The organism is Sphingobacterium sp. UDSM-2020, assembly GCF_016132525.1.
GTDB classification, from domain to species: Bacteria; Bacteroidota; Bacteroidia; order Sphingobacteriales; family Sphingobacteriaceae; genus Sphingobacterium; species Sphingobacterium anhuiense.
The window spans coordinates 5,814,336-5,829,991 of the sequence record NZ_CP066166.1 but is presented as its reverse complement, the minus strand read 5'-3'; the positions used below and the strand labels follow the sequence as shown (position 1 = coordinate 5,829,991).

General features: G+C 34.5%; 17 protein-coding genes. 9 read left to right on the top strand and 8 right to left on the bottom strand.

The features are described from left to right. Positions 1–90 precede the first annotated feature (90 nt). Positions 91–1,017 (top strand): NTF2 fold immunity protein, encoded by a 927-nt coding sequence (locus tag JAZ75_RS24765; protein ID WP_208699243.1) that lies wholly within the window; start codon positions 91–93, stop codon positions 1,015–1,017. 159 nt (positions 1,018–1,176) lie between these two features. Next, positions 1,177–1,818: a hypothetical protein gene (locus tag JAZ75_RS24760; RefSeq protein ID WP_208699241.1), complete on the top strand. Its 642-nt coding sequence runs from the start codon at positions 1,177–1,179 to the stop codon at positions 1,816–1,818. Positions 1,819–1,979: 161 nt separating this feature from the next. Here the strand turns inward: JAZ75_RS24760 and JAZ75_RS24755 are convergent, their stop codons facing one another. The 3 genes from JAZ75_RS24755 to JAZ75_RS24745 all read right to left on the bottom strand — a co-directional run bounded on the left by JAZ75_RS24755 (position 1,980) and on the right by JAZ75_RS24745 (position 6,441). After that, entirely contained in the window at positions 1,980–2,408 is a 429-nt protein-coding gene (locus tag JAZ75_RS24755) for a DUF6265 family protein (protein WP_232789313.1), read from the bottom strand. A gap of 27 nt (positions 2,409–2,435) precedes the next feature. After that, positions 2,436–3,464, bottom strand: coding sequence for a hypothetical protein (locus JAZ75_RS24750; RefSeq protein ID WP_208699238.1), 1,029 nt, complete (start codon positions 3,462–3,464; stop codon positions 2,436–2,438). 166 nt (positions 3,465–3,630) lie between these two features. Next, entirely contained in the window at positions 3,631–6,441 is a 2,811-nt protein-coding gene (locus JAZ75_RS24745) for a sugar-binding domain-containing protein (RefSeq protein WP_208699235.1), read from the bottom strand. A gap of 336 nt (positions 6,442–6,777) precedes the next feature. Between JAZ75_RS24745 and JAZ75_RS24740 the strand changes: the two genes are divergently transcribed. After that, positions 6,778–7,410: a hypothetical protein gene (locus tag JAZ75_RS24740; protein ID WP_165902445.1), complete on the top strand. Its 633-nt coding sequence runs from the start codon at positions 6,778–6,780 to the stop codon at positions 7,408–7,410. A 141-nt stretch (positions 7,411–7,551) separates the two neighbouring features. Here the strand turns inward: JAZ75_RS24740 and JAZ75_RS24735 are convergent, their stop codons facing one another. Beyond that, complete coding sequence (locus JAZ75_RS24735; protein WP_208699233.1) at positions 7,552–9,252, bottom strand: peptide-N-glycosidase F-related protein; 1,701 nt, start codon at positions 9,250–9,252, stop codon at positions 7,552–7,554. 450 nt (positions 9,253–9,702) lie between these two features. Between JAZ75_RS24735 and JAZ75_RS24730 the strand changes: the two genes are divergently transcribed. Further along, the gene (locus tag JAZ75_RS24730) at positions 9,703–10,764 is read left to right on the top strand and encodes a linear amide C-N hydrolase (RefSeq protein WP_208699231.1); all 1,062 of its coding nucleotides are present in this window, start codon (positions 9,703–9,705) and stop codon (positions 10,762–10,764) included. A 552-nt stretch (positions 10,765–11,316) separates the two neighbouring features. After that, positions 11,317–11,550 carry a hypothetical protein gene (locus tag JAZ75_RS24725; protein ID WP_132843291.1) on the top strand — a complete coding sequence of 78 codons (234 nt, stop codon included), beginning with the start codon at positions 11,317–11,319 and terminating at the stop codon, positions 11,548–11,550. 4 nt (positions 11,551–11,554) lie between these two features. On the opposite strand, the gene JAZ75_RS24720 is transcribed toward JAZ75_RS24725, so the two are convergent. Further along, positions 11,555–11,773: a helix-turn-helix transcriptional regulator gene (locus tag JAZ75_RS24720; RefSeq protein WP_132773706.1), complete on the bottom strand. Its 219-nt coding sequence runs from the start codon at positions 11,771–11,773 to the stop codon at positions 11,555–11,557. 525 nt (positions 11,774–12,298) lie between these two features. Continuing rightward, positions 12,299–12,484, bottom strand: a complete 186-nt coding sequence (locus JAZ75_RS24715; protein WP_208699229.1) for a hypothetical protein — start codon at positions 12,482–12,484, stop codon at positions 12,299–12,301. 279 nt (positions 12,485–12,763) lie between these two features. On the opposite strand from JAZ75_RS24715, the gene JAZ75_RS24710 reads away from it, so the two are divergent. Genes JAZ75_RS24710 through JAZ75_RS24695 form a run of 4 tightly spaced genes read left to right on the top strand, consistent with a single transcriptional unit; the run spans position 12,764 to position 14,334 of the window. Further along, positions 12,764–13,525: a hypothetical protein gene (locus JAZ75_RS24710; RefSeq protein WP_208699226.1), complete on the top strand. Its 762-nt coding sequence runs from the start codon at positions 12,764–12,766 to the stop codon at positions 13,523–13,525. After that, the gene (locus JAZ75_RS24705; RefSeq protein WP_208699224.1) at positions 13,525–13,929 is read left to right on the top strand and encodes a DUF5675 family protein; all 405 of its coding nucleotides are present in this window, start codon (positions 13,525–13,527) and stop codon (positions 13,927–13,929) included. Before JAZ75_RS24710 ends, JAZ75_RS24705 begins: the two co-directional genes overlap by 1 nt. Continuing rightward, positions 13,929–14,171 carry a hypothetical protein gene (locus JAZ75_RS24700; RefSeq protein ID WP_208699221.1) on the top strand — a complete coding sequence of 81 codons (243 nt, stop codon included), beginning with the start codon at positions 13,929–13,931 and terminating at the stop codon, positions 14,169–14,171. Before JAZ75_RS24705 ends, JAZ75_RS24700 begins: the two co-directional genes overlap by 1 nt. Then, on the top strand, positions 14,161–14,334 hold the full coding sequence (locus JAZ75_RS24695) for a hypothetical protein (RefSeq protein ID WP_208699219.1): 174 nt from the start codon (positions 14,161–14,163) through the stop codon (positions 14,332–14,334). Before JAZ75_RS24700 ends, JAZ75_RS24695 begins: the two co-directional genes overlap by 11 nt. A 69-nt stretch (positions 14,335–14,403) precedes the next feature. On the opposite strand, the gene JAZ75_RS24690 is transcribed toward JAZ75_RS24695, so the two are convergent. Next, a complete protein-coding gene (locus JAZ75_RS24690) occupies positions 14,404–14,991 on the bottom strand; it encodes a hypothetical protein (protein WP_208699216.1) in 588 nt (195 codons plus the stop codon). A gap of 157 nt (positions 14,992–15,148) precedes the next feature. Next, on the bottom strand, positions 15,149–15,439 hold the full coding sequence (locus JAZ75_RS24685) for a GIY-YIG nuclease family protein (RefSeq protein ID WP_208699214.1): 291 nt from the start codon (positions 15,437–15,439) through the stop codon (positions 15,149–15,151). Positions 15,440–15,656: the final 217 nt, after the last annotated feature.

Genomic DNA, 15,656 nt, shown 5'->3' with positions numbered 1-15,656 from the left:
CCCAGATCAAGATCTTAAAAAAAGTATTGTAACGACATGGTAGTCGGGTTCTTTTAAGTAGTTTATCATGTTCAAAAACCTGGATTCAATATGGAGAATTTAAGTAAATTAAAAGGTAGTGCCGAATTTAAAAATCGAATACTTTCGAAAGATGATATTAAGCAGATCACACAGTCTAAAGGACTTTTAGGGATTTCCTTTATAAATTGTCCTGTTCAGGACGACGATATTTTGGAAATTTCTAAACTTAGCAAATTGGTCAATGTTACGCTTGAAAATACCCGTATAACAGATCGTTCGCTTGAATATTTAGCAGAATTGCCAAATTTAAATTACTTGTTCATTACGCAGGCGAATGTATCTGGGCAGGGATTTGAATATTTTATTGGACATAAAAAGTTGAATTGTGTTTGGGACTGTCATACCAACTTAAATGATGAAACGTTGAAGATTGTTGCGCAGTTGCCTAAACTTAATATATTGAGAATTAATGCTACGGCTGTTACATTTGAAGGTTTAATGTCAATTGCAGGTAATCCAAAGATTGAGATTGTTGCGAATGATCTATTTAGTAAGGAGCAACTAGAGCAGTTTGAGCAACAACAAAGAACCTTGGCCAAGAAAAAGAAGTCGGTTAATTCACAAGATATTACTGATGCTTCCCAAAAACTACTGTTGTTTTTTAATGCGATGACTGAATGGGAGATATATGCCGCTGTACATGGTTTTACAAATGAAACAAGTTTAAGATGTAAGTTACTTTTTCAGGAACATTGTACTTATAAACCTCGTAAAGGTTATCGACCAGATGGTTTATATTATTCCAACCCACCTAACTATACGTATTCGACGCACAAGATTGTGGATAGTGAGCAGTCAACAAAAAATAAGATCTATCTTTTAACCAAAGACCATATTGATTTTCAGTATCGTTTTATCTTGGTTCGGAATGATGATGAGTGGATGGTAGATGATGCACAAAGATTAGATGGAGGTTGGAAGAAAGTCGGATTGTAATGCAAGTTGGATTAATTTATAAATGTTAATAGTTTTAATGAAATTACTACGGATATAAGATAGGAAGGGCGAATTTAAATTAAATAAAAAGAGAACTGTTGAATTTGGTTATTATTGTTGACTACATATTAAGCGGACTATACAAAGGAATTAATTAACATGGATCCTACAAAAAACAAGCTCCAAATCGGTAAATTGTTATTGATAGCAATTCCATCTGTTTTTATCTTTTTATTGTTCTGGATTGCAACAGTATATATTGGTAATACCTATTTTGGTTCCAAATCGAGTTCTGGACAATTTTTACTCTGGATATTAAGTGGTATCATCAGTTTTATCTGTTATCCAATTGCCTCAAAACAAATTTCTAACCTCGTAGCTTTAAATAAGAATAAGATAAAGTATCCAGTTTTTGAAAGACAAAAATTTGATAAATCTGATTGGTTCTTTTTTATTTTCCTTCATAGTATTACAGCACTTCTATTATTCTGGATTTTTTCTGATTTAGAACACCATGTGCAGATCTATAATTTTTTTGTAGATACCTTTGGGAGGAATTATAAAGGAGCTCCAAATTTTCCAGTTCTATTAATATTTATTTTCGGAACGTTTTTCCTATTGGCCATAGTTTACGTCCTATTTCTTAGGATTAGATATGGTACTTTTAATGAACCTAAGAGTCTTTCAAGTATTGAAGAAAAGAATTTCAAACAAAAGCAGGAAATTTATTTTTCATATGTAGCATCAACGACACTGATGGTAATGATGCTTTATCTGTTGAAGATGGTATTACTTGTGTAATGTATGGTAAAGATTTTTACTTTTAAATCTCTGTATTAGTAGTTGTTTATTATGTTCCAAACATCCATTTATTGTGTATCATTTAAGAGAAGAACATAAGTTTGGGACCAAGAGATGTAGTAGTATGATTATATTATTATTTTACAGCTTTGTTATTATTGTTATGGATTTAAATGCTGTTTGTATATACGGTATGTGCTTGTTTTTTGTTTCATATCCGAAACTGTTACTTGAACTTCATTTTTAGAAATGTTTGTGTAAACGATCTGTTTTGGGTAATCGTGATTCGGGTTTTCGAAAGTATATCCTTCTTTCTTTTCCACAAAATTAAAGGGTATATCTTTTCCTTTATTCTGATTAAGGACTGAGGCAATAAAGGTTATTCCTTTTTTATCTTGAGTAAGTTCCAGATATTCAGAAACGATTATCTGCCCATGCTTCATCTGGTAAGAAAAGCCTTTCATAGTGGATTCATTTAATTGATCCCAGTGTTCATAGTGCTCTGTGCTATTGATTTTCCATGTTCCTACTAAAAAAAGGGAAGTTTTGACTGTCCGTAAGAAGCAATGCTTGCTAACCCCATGATGCAAAGTAAGGCGGATTTCATATGAGTATTATTAGTTGAACTTACTTTTTGGTCGTATGAGATAATTCTTTCTGTTTTCTATATCATTCAGAAGCAGATAGTCACCGCCGATCGGTTTATAGATGAAATAATTGAATCTCTCTCTTAGTGTTCCATCTTCGTCTATTGTAACAAACTGTTTAAAGTATATGTTTTTTTTAGGCATTGTAATTTGGAAATAACTCGTGCCGTCCCAGCCATTTCCAGAAGATCCATTCCCTGTGCCCCATGTCAGGTGTTTAGATATATTCCAAAAGGAACTTTCTTTCCAATGTTCTTTATGAACAAATGTTCGTTGGAATAGCGTTGAACTATCGTAAGGCGTCACTGTATATTTTACTTCTTTATCATTCTGGTTGTAAGTTGAAGAATGATAAAAAAGAGCATCAGTAATCAGGTAATGCCAGGTATTATTTTTTAAAAAGAAGAGTTTGTGAGTATTTTTATCCTCACCGGAAATCCTGTCCGTGAAGCTAACTGAAAGATATTTTTGCTGAGAAAGTAAATTTTCTACTTCATTTTGAGTAAATCTCCTATCGTCAGCGATATTTTTAATAGGAATCGCGTTGCTGTCGTTATTTATGATCCATGTCCTGTAAGTATTCTGGTCTGTATCAAGGATATAATCATTAAAAGTATCAAAATGGTGATTTTCATTCTGACGAAACTTAAGTTTAAGGGAATCAGTTAATTGCCCTTTTAGATTAAATTTGTACCAGTTATTTTCAATAAATACGTTGCTGGCTTTCTCTGTACGGCCACCAGTGATTATGATTATAGTGCTGTCGTTAGCTTGTAAAACTGGTTCGATAAACTCACTATCGGTCCTTATTATTTCGTAATAGTCGTCGATTACACTATCAAGTTCTGTATAGCCTTTGTATGGTTCGGGAAGTGCTTCAGTTCGTAATTTAAATTGTTGCCAGTACATCGAGGCATCTGGTAACACTATAATAACAGCGAAAGCAGCAGTCCATATTGCCAGTTTTTTATATTTTGCTTTCTTATTGGGTATTTTCATTGATATAAGGTCTATAGCTATATGCTTTGGACAAACCACTTTTGCTCTTTTTCTTGGGTAAAATTAGTGATTTTTTTGAGGAAGACAATATTTGCGTAATACAGTAACTTTATTGAAAAATTAAGGCTACCTGGTGTGAAAGTAGCCTTAATCTTGTAGTCAGATTTTACGGAAACAGTTTTTTGATTTTATCGATTTCAAAATTGTTCTGAGGGTTGAATGACACAGAATTCATATAATGCAATATTGATTTTTTCATTTGTGTTACCTCTAATCTTTTGTTTCGATTTTGGAGTAGATCTGCGGATGAAATTATTATTTTACCTTTTCCAATTTTTCCTTCGATGATTAGTCCTAACGATTGGTTTGTAAACCAGTCATCTATAATACGTACAATGGGTTCAACGTCTTCGCCGAGCTCTTTCAGTTTCAAAGCATTGGCATTGGTAACCAGTCCCCACCATTGGAAATCAGAATAGTAGTCTGTCGGAAATAGCTGTAAAGCAGGGTGATTAGGATTTACCAGTACACCCATTACATGTGGTGGTTGTTTATTTGTCCAAGCTGTGTTCCAAAAGATAGGGGAGTAGCCCATCACAATCTCTCCGCCATTTCCTTTTTTAATACTTCCTGCTCTGGGTGAAAATAAAACTTTTCCGCCCTTTTCAAGAATGGTATACGCTTGCTGATCTAAGGTGTCGGTGATGTGTACATCGCCTTCATAAGAGGGTGAAGTAGCAGGATAGACCCAGATATTCCAACTGTTACGATTTGATCCTACCTGTACAGTAAGTTTCAGTTGCATAGGCACAAGGATTTCTCGAAGGGGATATTTGATATGACCCAAAATATGCGCATTTCCTAAAGGGATCGTCTGTGTATCGAGATTTCCGCTCGCTATAATACGACCGTCAACTTGTGTGAGATTCCAAGTTGGAACAATATCCTTGATATTATCTTTTCCGAAATGGGCAATTTCTATAGATGCATCTAAACTTTCATCATTATTGTAAACCATTTTAGGAAGCCTGATCAGAGGTACGGTAGGTCCAGAGAATGTCTTAAATTCTTCAGGTGATATGTATCCTTTTTCTTCCCAAAAAGCATCGAGTACACCTACCAATGCAGTACCTTGACCAGGAAAATCACTTAGTCCAAGGAGTTGGAAGCCTGCAAATCCAGGAGTGCGCAAAGCAGCTTCGATATCAGCTTTGTAGGTCATTGCCTGATGTTTACCTGAAGCAAGCAAAAAGCTATCAGCTAAATGTTCTAATTTGTTTTCCTGAAGCGTTTCTTGAAAAACTTCAAAATTATGTGCTTTTAACACCCCTGTGTATTTATCTATTTCTTTAAAATTAGGGTATGCGCACCATTGTCCCACTTCATGAGAAATATAAGGAACTTTATATTTTCCTGTGATATTCAACCAATCAAAATCTGTGGAAGGCGGATTGGCATTGTTGTAGCTTTCGAGACCATCCCCCCATACATAAAGTCTCGGATACATGGCATTATAAAACTCATTCTCTTTAATATCGGGCCATCCTGCTCCCGATGTATAAAGGTGTCTGTTGTCATGTTTCTTTAAATGATTGACAAGTTTGCCTAAGAAATCTCCTTGGTTTTTTCCATCAGGTTCGTTTCCATAAGTATACAGTATAAATGAAGGATGATTCCCGTATGTATCCAATATACGGTCGGATTCTTCATATATCCATTTGTCAAAACCGTTTCCTCCCCCCACTAATGTCCATCCACCACCTTCTACCTGTATATAGATACCTAGTTCATCTGCTGCTTCAAAAGCAGCTTTTGGAGGACACCAAGAGTGAAACCGGACGTGATTTAATCCATGACTTTTGACTACATTGTATATGCGTTTCCATTCGGTTATTTCAGTAGGAGGGTAGCCAGTTAGTGGAAATACAGCACAGTCTAAAGTGCCCCTGAGGAAAGTCAATCGATCATTAATTTTAAATTGTGTTCCCGATATCTCTAGTTTTCGCATTCCAAACGAGGTCTGGTATTCTTTCATATTGTGTTCATCTTGCATTTTTACAGAAAGTTGGTACAAAAATGGAGTAAATTCATCCCATTTGTAAAAATCATTCCCCATTGGATAGACCATCTCCGTTTTATTTTTCCCCGGAGCTATTACCTCCCGAATCTCAATACTTGGTGGTTGGTGGACTTTTGGCGTGAATTTGGAAGATGCCTGTAATATAAAGTTTGTATTTTTAGAAGATTGAGATTTATTATCTGTTTGAAGTACGATACGTACTTCTTTCTTTTCTATATCAGGATATACTGCTATTTGCGTAACTGTAATTTTAGGAATAGCACGTATGTGCAATTGTCCCACAATACCGTTCCAGTTTGTTTGGGTATGATCGGAAATACTGTGGGCGTTCATACCGACATCAATGTTTTTAATGCGATTGTCAACCCGTATGCTAATGTGATGATTCCCTGTTTTGAGTTTCCCCAAATTATATTCATGGGGTACTCCCAGTGCATTTTGCATACCGATTTGTTTGCCATCGATCCACAATGTGGTTTCCCAATGAACACGCTCCAGATGCAATACAAGTTCCTGATCGCTCATAGCTTTGGAAATCGTAAAAGCACGGTTATACCATGCTGGACCTACATAGTTTTTATTGGGCTGTAACCAAAATATGGTTTTATAATTATCTTTTTTACGGAATTTTGCATAACGATCTGATTTAAACCAGGTGGAATCAATAATGCGTCCCGTCCATTTTGTATCCTTATCTATTGTATAACCTTGATTATTGGAAGCTAAGGTACCGGGTAAGGTTAGTGTTTCTGTGAAGTCTGTTAACTGCCATTTTTTTGTTACACCCACATCTTCAGGGTCTAGTTTGAATTTCCAGACTCCTTTTAAGTCGATTTGCTGACCACAAACAATTGTTACATAAAAGAGTAATGTAAATAGAAATGCTATTTTTTTCATTTCAATATTTTTAAAGTTTATAATTTGTGTTTGGACTTAATGCGTGTGATAATTGCAAAAGTTGGTGATCATATCAGTATGATTTATGTACAAACATTACAACTTGCTCCATAAGGGCAAGACATTCCAGTAACAAATTTAACACGTGATATTTTTAGAAGAATGTACTATTTAATCAAAAACATGCATTTTTTATTCATTATTGAATGTCTTAAGCACTATTTGATAAGTTTTTTTTAGATTTATTTAATTTCGTTATTCTGAAGCAGTAGAATTATTAAAAAGGTATCACTAAATTTATAGTAATAATTTAAAATATAGAAATTATCATAAAATATGTTCGGTTTTCTTTTTTTAGGACTGGCGTTTCTTTTCATTGTTATTTTTTATTTTGCAATTGGGCGAAATAGGCCGATGTTGATCCTGAATGGGATCTTGACAACGATCATTGGTAGCCTGTCTTTTTTAGGTATTTTTAGGGCTTATCCACCATTATTTATAATGGCTTTAATCGGGAGCATTTTGTTGAATGTTGCTATATATCGGAAAGTGAAGAGCGCTCGGGTAAACGTCACGTTATTATTGATAATTCAGTCGCTTAGGATCGTCATTGAGTATTATCTTTATCAGTTATATCTCGAAAAATTAATTCCTCAGATTATGACATTTAAAGGTTTTAATTTTGATATTATAATAGGGATATTCAGTGTTGTGTTTCTGGTTATTTCCTTATTCAGGAAATCTATCTTGAATAATTGGATATTTGCACTGTGGAATTATGCTGGTATTGTTTCGCTGATTTCTATTGTCCTTATAGGGATATTTTCCTCCCCGGTACCGATACAGCAATTTAGTTTTGATCAGCCCAATGTTGCCGTTCTTTGTTTTCCCTATGCATTACTGCCAACAATTATTGTTCCTATAGCACTATTGTCACATATATTACTGCTAAGAGATAGAAAGCGGTAGAATAATTTTTTATAATTATAATGAGAATTTAAACAGGTAGAAGCTGTTGAAAGTGCGGAAGTAATATTACTATTTAAGTACAAAGTCTGTCTCTTATCTTGAGAGACAGACTTTGTATAGCAGTATTGCTTATTATTGATATTATTGGGTTATCAAATAAGCAGATACTAAATATTTACTTTCTGTTTTCTCAAATTCGGCATCTGGTATAGCTATCTTTATGCTATGCTTGCCTTTTTTTAGTGGTCCTAAATTGATAACACGAGTAGGAACTGGTCCTCCTGGGCACCAAGAACGACGTTCTTTACTGATGTTTCCGAAATATATGCCATTTGGTTGCGTATTATAGATTTCGTAAGGTGTACAGTCCTGGTTCATATCTATACGGATATATTCTTTAGCATCCACATCAATAATGTGCTGTCTCCAATTGTATTCTTCTCCACCTTCAGCTGCACCATGGCCAGATGAAATAAGATAAAGAACAGTCGTCTTGGTGTCTTCAGGTAATTCAAATTCTACCTCTTTACTATTTTTTCCAGCTGTTTTGTCCTTTCCATCTAAACTGTAGTAGCTTAATAGGGAAAATGCTTTTTCCGAAGATAAGGTTGTTTTTTTGTCGCTTATTAAATCAACAGATACGTTGAACGTTAATAATGAACCATCGCATCCGATTACTTCTCTTTGGCCTGCTCCGGTAGTTCCAAATACTTCTGTTACGATATACATTTCTTTATCGGTTTGTTTGATCGTACTGATCATCTGATCTATTTGAGCTTCGTAAGGTATATGGTCTGGATGACGACTTCGGTACATGAACGGTGTCATAATACGTAGTATTTCAAACTGTTCACCCTTTTCCTTGTCAAATTTCTCACCTTTTGGCATAACGACTAAAGTCACTCGGCCAATTCTATCGTAATTATCACAGCCCGCTTTGATTGTAACTTTAACCTTAAGGTTATTGCCGATTTGCTTTATTTCGCTCGGATTTAGCTGGTATAGGTATTCGGAATTAGTGATGCGGGTTACACCTCTACGAACAGAATTGGTAACAGTTTGGGCATAGCCATCAAAAAAATCAACATTCTTTAAAATATTGATGGTTACGATCTTTTGTTTTAGTTTTGTTAAACTGGCTGTTATATCCTTACCTAATACAGTTATTTTTTGTTTCTTAGGTAGCTGATCGAAAAATAGCTGTGCTTTATCGAGGTCAAAAGCAGACCCATCAGTGTTTACATACATTTGCAAAGCTTCAGCCGCATATGGTTTGGTAATATCTGCTGATAAAAACTCTGAAAGCTGTGCAAGCTTGTGGTTTTTTACACTGTCAATTTTTGCATCAACAATTTTACTTTGATTCGTATCTTCTGGTTTTACTCTTCTCTTCTCCCATCCTAGTAATCTTAAAGCAGTGTCTATCTTTAGATAAGGTTTTTTGAAAACCATATAATCATCGTTGGTGGTTGAACCTGTAATTATTGCCTTTCTTAGGTAACCTTTTGCATTAATATTTACGATGCTTTGTGAAAGATATAAGTATAAGGAATTAGGATCTGCTAAAGCATTGGGAGAGGTATTGGGCTTTGTAAATTGTAATGTTGCACGAACATCTACATCGGCAGTACTTTTAAAATGAAATTTGTTGTTTTTAATAACTGTACTGTCTAATACTGCCTGTCCTTTACTTTGATAAGTCAAATAAATCATTCGGTTGGTAGAATCATAAGTTGGTATGTTGACTATTCCCTGTAATTGAAAGGAAACATCTGTGTTCTTTTGCGCCATCACGTTTGCAAATAATAGGACAGTAAACAAAAGCAATAAATACTTTTTCATATTTGAAATTTCGGTTTAAATTCTATTTGTAATTCTTTCTGTAATAAGTTTTATTCAATTTAGGGTTCTAATAGGTCCTTAATGCCGTAAATATCTGTAAAATTTGAAACAAAGCTTCATTTTTATTAAAATACAGTTTCATTTCTATTTGTGTGCACTAGTGCTTTAAAAGACGGTCGCAAGCTCAGTTACTTGGATTTACTTAAAGAAGCATTTTACGTAGTAGTGAATGATAGTTACTTCCGGATATTTAATTTTTATTATATATAAAGTGGATTTAAGATAACCTTTGCTGAACATTATTTTTTAAATTTATATGCAATTTCTTTTTAATCAAAAAAATTATTTTTAAATTGCAGTAATGAGTCATTTTAATGACGACGCTGTCATATATATTTTTCTTTAGTAGTCTAAGAACTAAACATTTTTATCTTAATAAAATAAGTAGTCATGAAAACATGTATCAAACAAATTGGAAGCGCTTTGATTTTAACCGCAACTTTAATCGCTTCATCAATAGAAGCAGAAGCTTGTACAAGAGTGGTTTATAAAGGTCCAAACAACACAATTATTACAGCGAGAAGTATGGATTTTTCCATTCCTATTCCTTCTAACTTATGGCTATTCCCAAGAGGAATCGAGCGCGATGGAAGTACTGGAAAAAATACAATCAAATGGACTTCAAAATACGGGAGCATGACGACTAGTTCGTGGGATATTGCAATATCGGATGGTATGAATGAAAAAGGACTGGTTGCTAATATGCTTTGGTTAGTAAGCTCTAAATATCCCGAATTTTCCAAAGATATTGCCGGGAAAAATGGATTGGCTGTTTCACTATGGGCTCAATATGCTCTAGATAACTTTGCGACAGTAGCTGAAGCTGTCGAACATTTTAAGAAAGAAGAATTTGTTGTTGTAACAGACTTTATCCCAGGAACAGATAAGTTTACTACTGTGCATCTTTCTATGTCAGATGCCAGTGGGGACAATGCTATTCTTGAATACATTAACGGAAAATTAGTCATCCACCATGATCCTGCTTATACTGTAATGACTAATGATCCGATTTTTGAAGAACAACTTGCAATAAATGAATATTGGAAAGGTATTCCTGGAAGTATATTTCTTCCTGGAACAAACCGCGCTGCCGATCGCTATGTAAGAGCGTCATACTATATTAAAGCTGTTCCGCAAACTGATGATACTAGAATTGCAGTAGCGAGTGCATTTAGCGTTATTAGACAGTGCTCAGTACCTTACGGTATTTCTACTGAGGGCTTTCCTAATTTATCAACAACCCGATGGAGAACAGTTTCAGATCAAAAAAATCTCGTTTATTATTTTGAAGATGCATTAAGTCCTAATGCGATCTGGGTAGATTTGAAAAAATTGGATTTTAGTAAGAATGGAAAAATTAAGAAACTTGCATTGGATAAAAATCAAATCTATGCAGGAGAGACATCAGACAAATTTTTAGATACTAAGCCTTTTGTATTTCAGGGAATATAAAACAAAAAATAACAGCCTTACTAAAATTAATTACTGCTACCGCGACTGTTATAACTTTGTTTAAGTTTTAATCTTCTTCAAGAAAGAAATGCCCAACATCTGTTGAGCTTTTTTTTTTTGAACCGAGGCAACAATATAAGGCATACATTTAAACGATTTGTCGAAATGATATAACGAAACCATGTATTTTATCGGTTATCAATTATTGAATTGTATTAAAATTTCTATTTAGTTCCTGAGCTGACATATATGGTCCGACGAGCGTGAATTTAAATAATTAACTAACCTGATCCATCAAGCGAGTTCTACGGGTAATATTAATATAAGATTGGGATTGGTCATTCTTTTATGATGGGAGGCATTGTATGATTTAATAAAATTTGGAGGTAAAGCAGAGCTCCAAAGAAATCTTTGCTATATATTAAAAGATTGTAATTTATGGATTATTAAAATGTTATTTTTGATTTACAGTACTTTTAAACTGTTGTTTTTAACTGGATAAACTGTTATATTTAGATAAAAGTAATTCAGCTTTCCCAATATTCCAATAATATGAGACAGTTAGCAGTTAAAATATTACAGTTGGTAAGAGAAGACAAAGATCTTCAGCCCTTGATGGTAAATGAATCTTTTCAAGATGAATTGGCAATTTTAGAAAGGACTGGTTTTATTAGAAGTTTTAAGCCAGAAATTGGGCAAAGTCCTTATGAATGCTATGATATTACAAGAAAAGGTATTGAACGCCTTATTGAATTAGAGGCATCAAATTATAAAAGAGTAGGCTAATTACCTACTCTTTTTTATTTATGTATCTTTTTAAGGTAATGATTGCGCCTAATTGAAATAAGGTATGTGCATTATGCTTACGCTTAAGATCATTTAGTGTTTTTTCAATTGATGATAAACTGTAAGGATTATGTCCCTTTTCTTTGAGTTCGCGCGCAATTTCAGGCTGTGTTTTGCCTTGAAGTAAGGAGTCAATTAGAAGTTTTTCAAATTCGGTTTGCATTTAATAAAGATAATAAATTCGTACAACTTACGTCTATGTGCTTCTATAAACATGGATATTAGACTACTTTTTAGTTTACACTTGTATCCTAAAATAGCGTCCATTTTATGTAAATAGCCCACAATTCTACTATAGTAAGCTTTGGTTTATTTCGTAACCATTCTCATTAATGAATTTTGTTAAGATCCCGACGTAGTCATTTTTTCGAATATTTTCTCCTAAAATAATACAACCGCATTCAGTTTACCTGAATGCGGTTGTATTTGTGGAGCCGGAGAGATTCGAACCTTCCCTGTAACTCGCTGATTTAATATCTTTTATAAGTCGTGCTTTTGCAAGGTCTCGATTTGGTCTCGCTAAGGCATTTTCCTAAATTCCCTATGTCTTATTACTAAACAAATATACGAAATAAACATGTTAATGTGGCATTGGATGTAGTAAATATGGCTTGCTAAGTTTATGTTTTTGAGCAGGTTATTGTCTTATTTTTAGTCAGGTTATTGTTAAGTGTACTTCTTAAATATTTTACAATTCATTGCGCACAGTATTATAATCTAATCCGAGATATCTGCATAATTCATCTATGGTAATTAGTTGATAAGTTTCTTTTCCATTGATCCCTTTAATATTGTTATAGATACGTAGGCTTTGTCGGTAACTTTTCCCAGTTATCCTGGCGATGTCTTTTGGATAAATACAAATTCTTTTCATAAACCAATACTTTATATACCCTTTATCTATGCTTCTGGATAACTGCAGACCAGGAGCAGTTGGCTAATATTTAATTCTATCAAGTTGGTAACAACTTGTGGTTTGTATTGGTGGCTATTTCTTGTTGCAATTTACGAATTCTTTATAGTCTATTTTGGTAATTGATTGTCTACTAATGCCATTTGGTATGGGGTGCCTTTTATTGTGAAGGAGTTTTTCTAAGTTTTGTCATAGAGTCACTAATAGCTGCAGCGGAGGTGAGGTTAAAAATTAAGTGAAATGGCAAGACAATCAGGTATTATTAAACTAAAAGGTACTATCGGGGATATTACTTTTTATAAAAGTCAGGATGGCTATTTAGCCAGACAAAAGGGAGGGATCGATAAAGATCGGTTTTTAAACGACCCAAAATTTCAGCGTACTCGAGAGAATGCTGCAGAGTTTGGTCGGGCAGGTAAGGCAAGTAAATCGTTATGTACGGCTATTCGCCCTGTGCTGAATAAAACGCAGGACTCGCGTATGATTTCGCGTTTGGTCAAATTGATGATGAAGGTCATCAAAGCAGATCAAGTCAGCGATCGTGGTCAACGAAACGTATTGGATGGAGAGTTGATCCTTTTGCAAGGATTTGATTTCAATGGGAACGCTAGATTATCTGCAACAGTATACGCGCCTTATTCATTTGAAATTGACAGGCTTGGCGGTGTGATGGATCTAAACGTGGCAAGCTTTAATCCGAATAGTCAAATTGTCGCCCCAGGTGGCACGACACATTTTCGCTTTATTTCTGCTGGTGTAGAAGTAGATTTTGAGAACGAGACCTTTGTTCTGGCTCAATCAAGTACGGCTGAATTACCTTATGATAACGTAAATACGGCTCTGACGATGTTGAGCAATGATCTTGGAGTACCGGGGTCAACTAAGCCGTTGTTTTTGGTGTTTGGTATTGAATTCCTTCAGCAGGTGAATGGTTCTTTCTATTCGCTAAATAACGGTGCATTCAACGCGTTGAATTTGGTTGCAATAGATACTGGAGTATAATGGTTGTGCGGTTATTGCGGACATATCATAGTCAGGGTACTCATGGTGAGATTTGGATCGGAGGTGAATTTGTGTGTTATGCTATTGAGTTACCCTGGTTAGATAATGTCCGCAATAATTCTTGTATTCCGGAAGGGACATATTTACTGGCCAAGCGATATAGCAAAAAGTTTAAGTGGCATGTGTTGGTAAAGGATGTTATTGGGCGCAGTGAAATTTTGTTTCATCCAGCTAATGATGCGAAGACCGAATTGAGAGGGTGTATTGCTCCAGTGAGTCGAATTTCTGGAATCGGGAGAGGTGTACAGTCAGTTGTTGCTTTTAATAAATTAAGGAATGTAGTTTATACTTCTATAGACAAAGGTGTTCAGGTTTTATTGGAGGTTTTAAAAAAGGGGAAATGATGAATGTATTGGAGAGAGTTCAGGCACCTACACCGAAATTTTTCAAGGTGCTTAGAAGTGTTGGGATTATTGTCGCGACTATCGGTGGAGTTATTCTAACAGCTCCTATCGCGTTGCCCGCAGCACTGATTAGTGTTGGTGGTTATTTGACTGTTGCGGGTGGTGTGATATCGGCTATTAGCCAGATTACTGTTGATGATAAAAAGGTCGATAAAGATGCGGAGGGGGTGAATGATGAATAGATCAGCGGTTGGTCATGGTACTTTTGGTGGTTTACTGTTGGGGGCTTACCCGGCATTGATTATGGGAGATATTATGAAAACTATCTTGCTGGCTTCCATTGGTGCAATTGTCAGTTTTTGTGTATCTTTAGTACTCGGGTCACTGACCAAAAGAAAAAAATAGAGTTGTGGTGGCTTTATTCAAATTAAAAGCTCGGCATTATGTCGAGCTTTTGTTATTTTAGGTAATTTTTTAGATGTTTTGATCTATAAAAAATAATAACTGTTGCAAGGATTTAGTATACGATTCATTAAGGGCTTTTCTCGCTGATTTATATCCCCAAATATTATCCTGACTACCAATGTTTGAAATAGTTTCTTTATTTGATTTCTTAGGAGCAGTTATTTCTGTATAGAAAGTGGTTGAAGCATTCCACATACCTTTTGGTAATATCATTGTAGAAACGCTACCACCTATCATCCCTATACCTGCTGAAATATCTGTGCCAAACCCCGCATGGTAAGCTGAAATGCCTATTTTCAATATTGTATTCATTGAATCTTTTGATCTATAAAGGGAATTGTCTTTTATAAAGAAAATATTTGGATACACCTGTTTAATCTGTTCAAAAATTCTATCAGTTAGTGTTTCACTATTGCATTCTATTTTTGACTTTTTGTTTAAGATTCTTGCGTCAAAGAACGCTATAGTTACCGTGTCAGAACGCAAAATGTCATTTCTTGTAGGTGCTTCTACATGTTCTGGACACCAAACATAAAGTTTTTGAGCGTTTGATATTGAAATGTTGAAAGTGAGAATTAAAAGTAATATATATTTCATGTTATCAGTTTTTATGCCTTCGAATATACATAATAGTTTCTATGCTTTTAATTGTCTCTGATTTGGTTGATAGTTAACATACTGGCTTGTATTCGTATGCTAGTGAGATTTTTCTATGTTTTCTTGATCATATCATAGTCTATAAAAAGACAGATGTTTATAATTTTTTGAATTTTGGCCACTTATTATATCCGATAGTTGGATCATTGGATTTGTATTCTCTTATTAATGATACCTCCATTATATTTACTTCTGAAATGTTATCCGTTAATGATTCCCAGATTACTTCCTTTCTAATTGAGAAATCTTTTTGTTGTTCCCAGGTGAAGTCATTTGCTATAAGTTCGCTATTGGCACTTCCGAAGTAATTTAAGGTGTTCGTCAGATCTTTTCCGATGTATATTTTCCCATTAGGATACGTTATTTTATAGATGACTTTTAGTTTCATTGAAGTAGTTTTTTGAAAGGTATCAAATTGCTTTCAAAAGAAAAAAGGAAAAAAAAGAAAGTAGTTCTTTCAATTGGAGTGGGCTAATAAAGCAAGTTTTTTGAGGAAAATACTATCCTGCCGTAGGCGGATGGAGATTTTCCTTAAAACCTGGGCTTGATCTTGCTGTTTAGTCCACTCTAATTAATTTTACGTCCATTTTTTGTCTTTCTGATTT

Coding starts and splice junctions, on each gene's coding strand:
- JAZ75_RS24740 (WP_165902445.1), top strand. CDS start 6,778: ATGTTCGGTTTTCTTTTTTTAGGACTGGCGTTTCTTTTCATTGTTATT.
- JAZ75_RS24765 (WP_208699243.1), top strand. CDS start 91: ATGGAGAATTTAAGTAAATTAAAAGGTAGTGCCGAATTTAAAAATCGA.
- JAZ75_RS24730 (WP_208699231.1), top strand. CDS start 9,703: ATGAAAACATGTATCAAACAAATTGGAAGCGCTTTGATTTTAACCGCA.
- JAZ75_RS24715 (WP_208699229.1), bottom strand. CDS start 12,484: ATGAAAAGAATTTGTATTTATCCAAAAGACATCGCCAGGATAACTGGG.
- JAZ75_RS24690 (WP_208699216.1), bottom strand. CDS start 14,991: ATGAAATATATATTACTTTTAATTCTCACTTTCAACATTTCAATATCA.
- JAZ75_RS24705 (WP_208699224.1), top strand. CDS start 13,525: ATGGTTGTGCGGTTATTGCGGACATATCATAGTCAGGGTACTCATGGT.
- JAZ75_RS24750 (WP_208699238.1), bottom strand. CDS start 3,464: ATGAAAATACCCAATAAGAAAGCAAAATATAAAAAACTGGCAATATGG.
- JAZ75_RS24760 (WP_208699241.1), top strand. CDS start 1,177: ATGGATCCTACAAAAAACAAGCTCCAAATCGGTAAATTGTTATTGATA.
- JAZ75_RS24685 (WP_208699214.1), bottom strand. CDS start 15,439: ATGAAACTAAAAGTCATCTATAAAATAACGTATCCTAATGGGAAAATA.
- JAZ75_RS24725 (WP_132843291.1), top strand. CDS start 11,317: ATGAGACAGTTAGCAGTTAAAATATTACAGTTGGTAAGAGAAGACAAA.
- JAZ75_RS24720 (WP_132773706.1), bottom strand. CDS start 11,773: ATGCAAACCGAATTTGAAAAACTTCTAATTGACTCCTTACTTCAAGGC.
- JAZ75_RS24745 (WP_208699235.1), bottom strand. CDS start 6,441: ATGAAAAAAATAGCATTTCTATTTACATTACTCTTTTATGTAACAATT.
- JAZ75_RS24735 (WP_208699233.1), bottom strand. CDS start 9,252: ATGAAAAAGTATTTATTGCTTTTGTTTACTGTCCTATTATTTGCAAAC.
- JAZ75_RS24695 (WP_208699219.1), top strand. CDS start 14,161: ATGATGAATAGATCAGCGGTTGGTCATGGTACTTTTGGTGGTTTACTG.
- JAZ75_RS24710 (WP_208699226.1), top strand. CDS start 12,764: ATGGCAAGACAATCAGGTATTATTAAACTAAAAGGTACTATCGGGGAT.
- JAZ75_RS24700 (WP_208699221.1), top strand. CDS start 13,929: ATGAATGTATTGGAGAGAGTTCAGGCACCTACACCGAAATTTTTCAAG.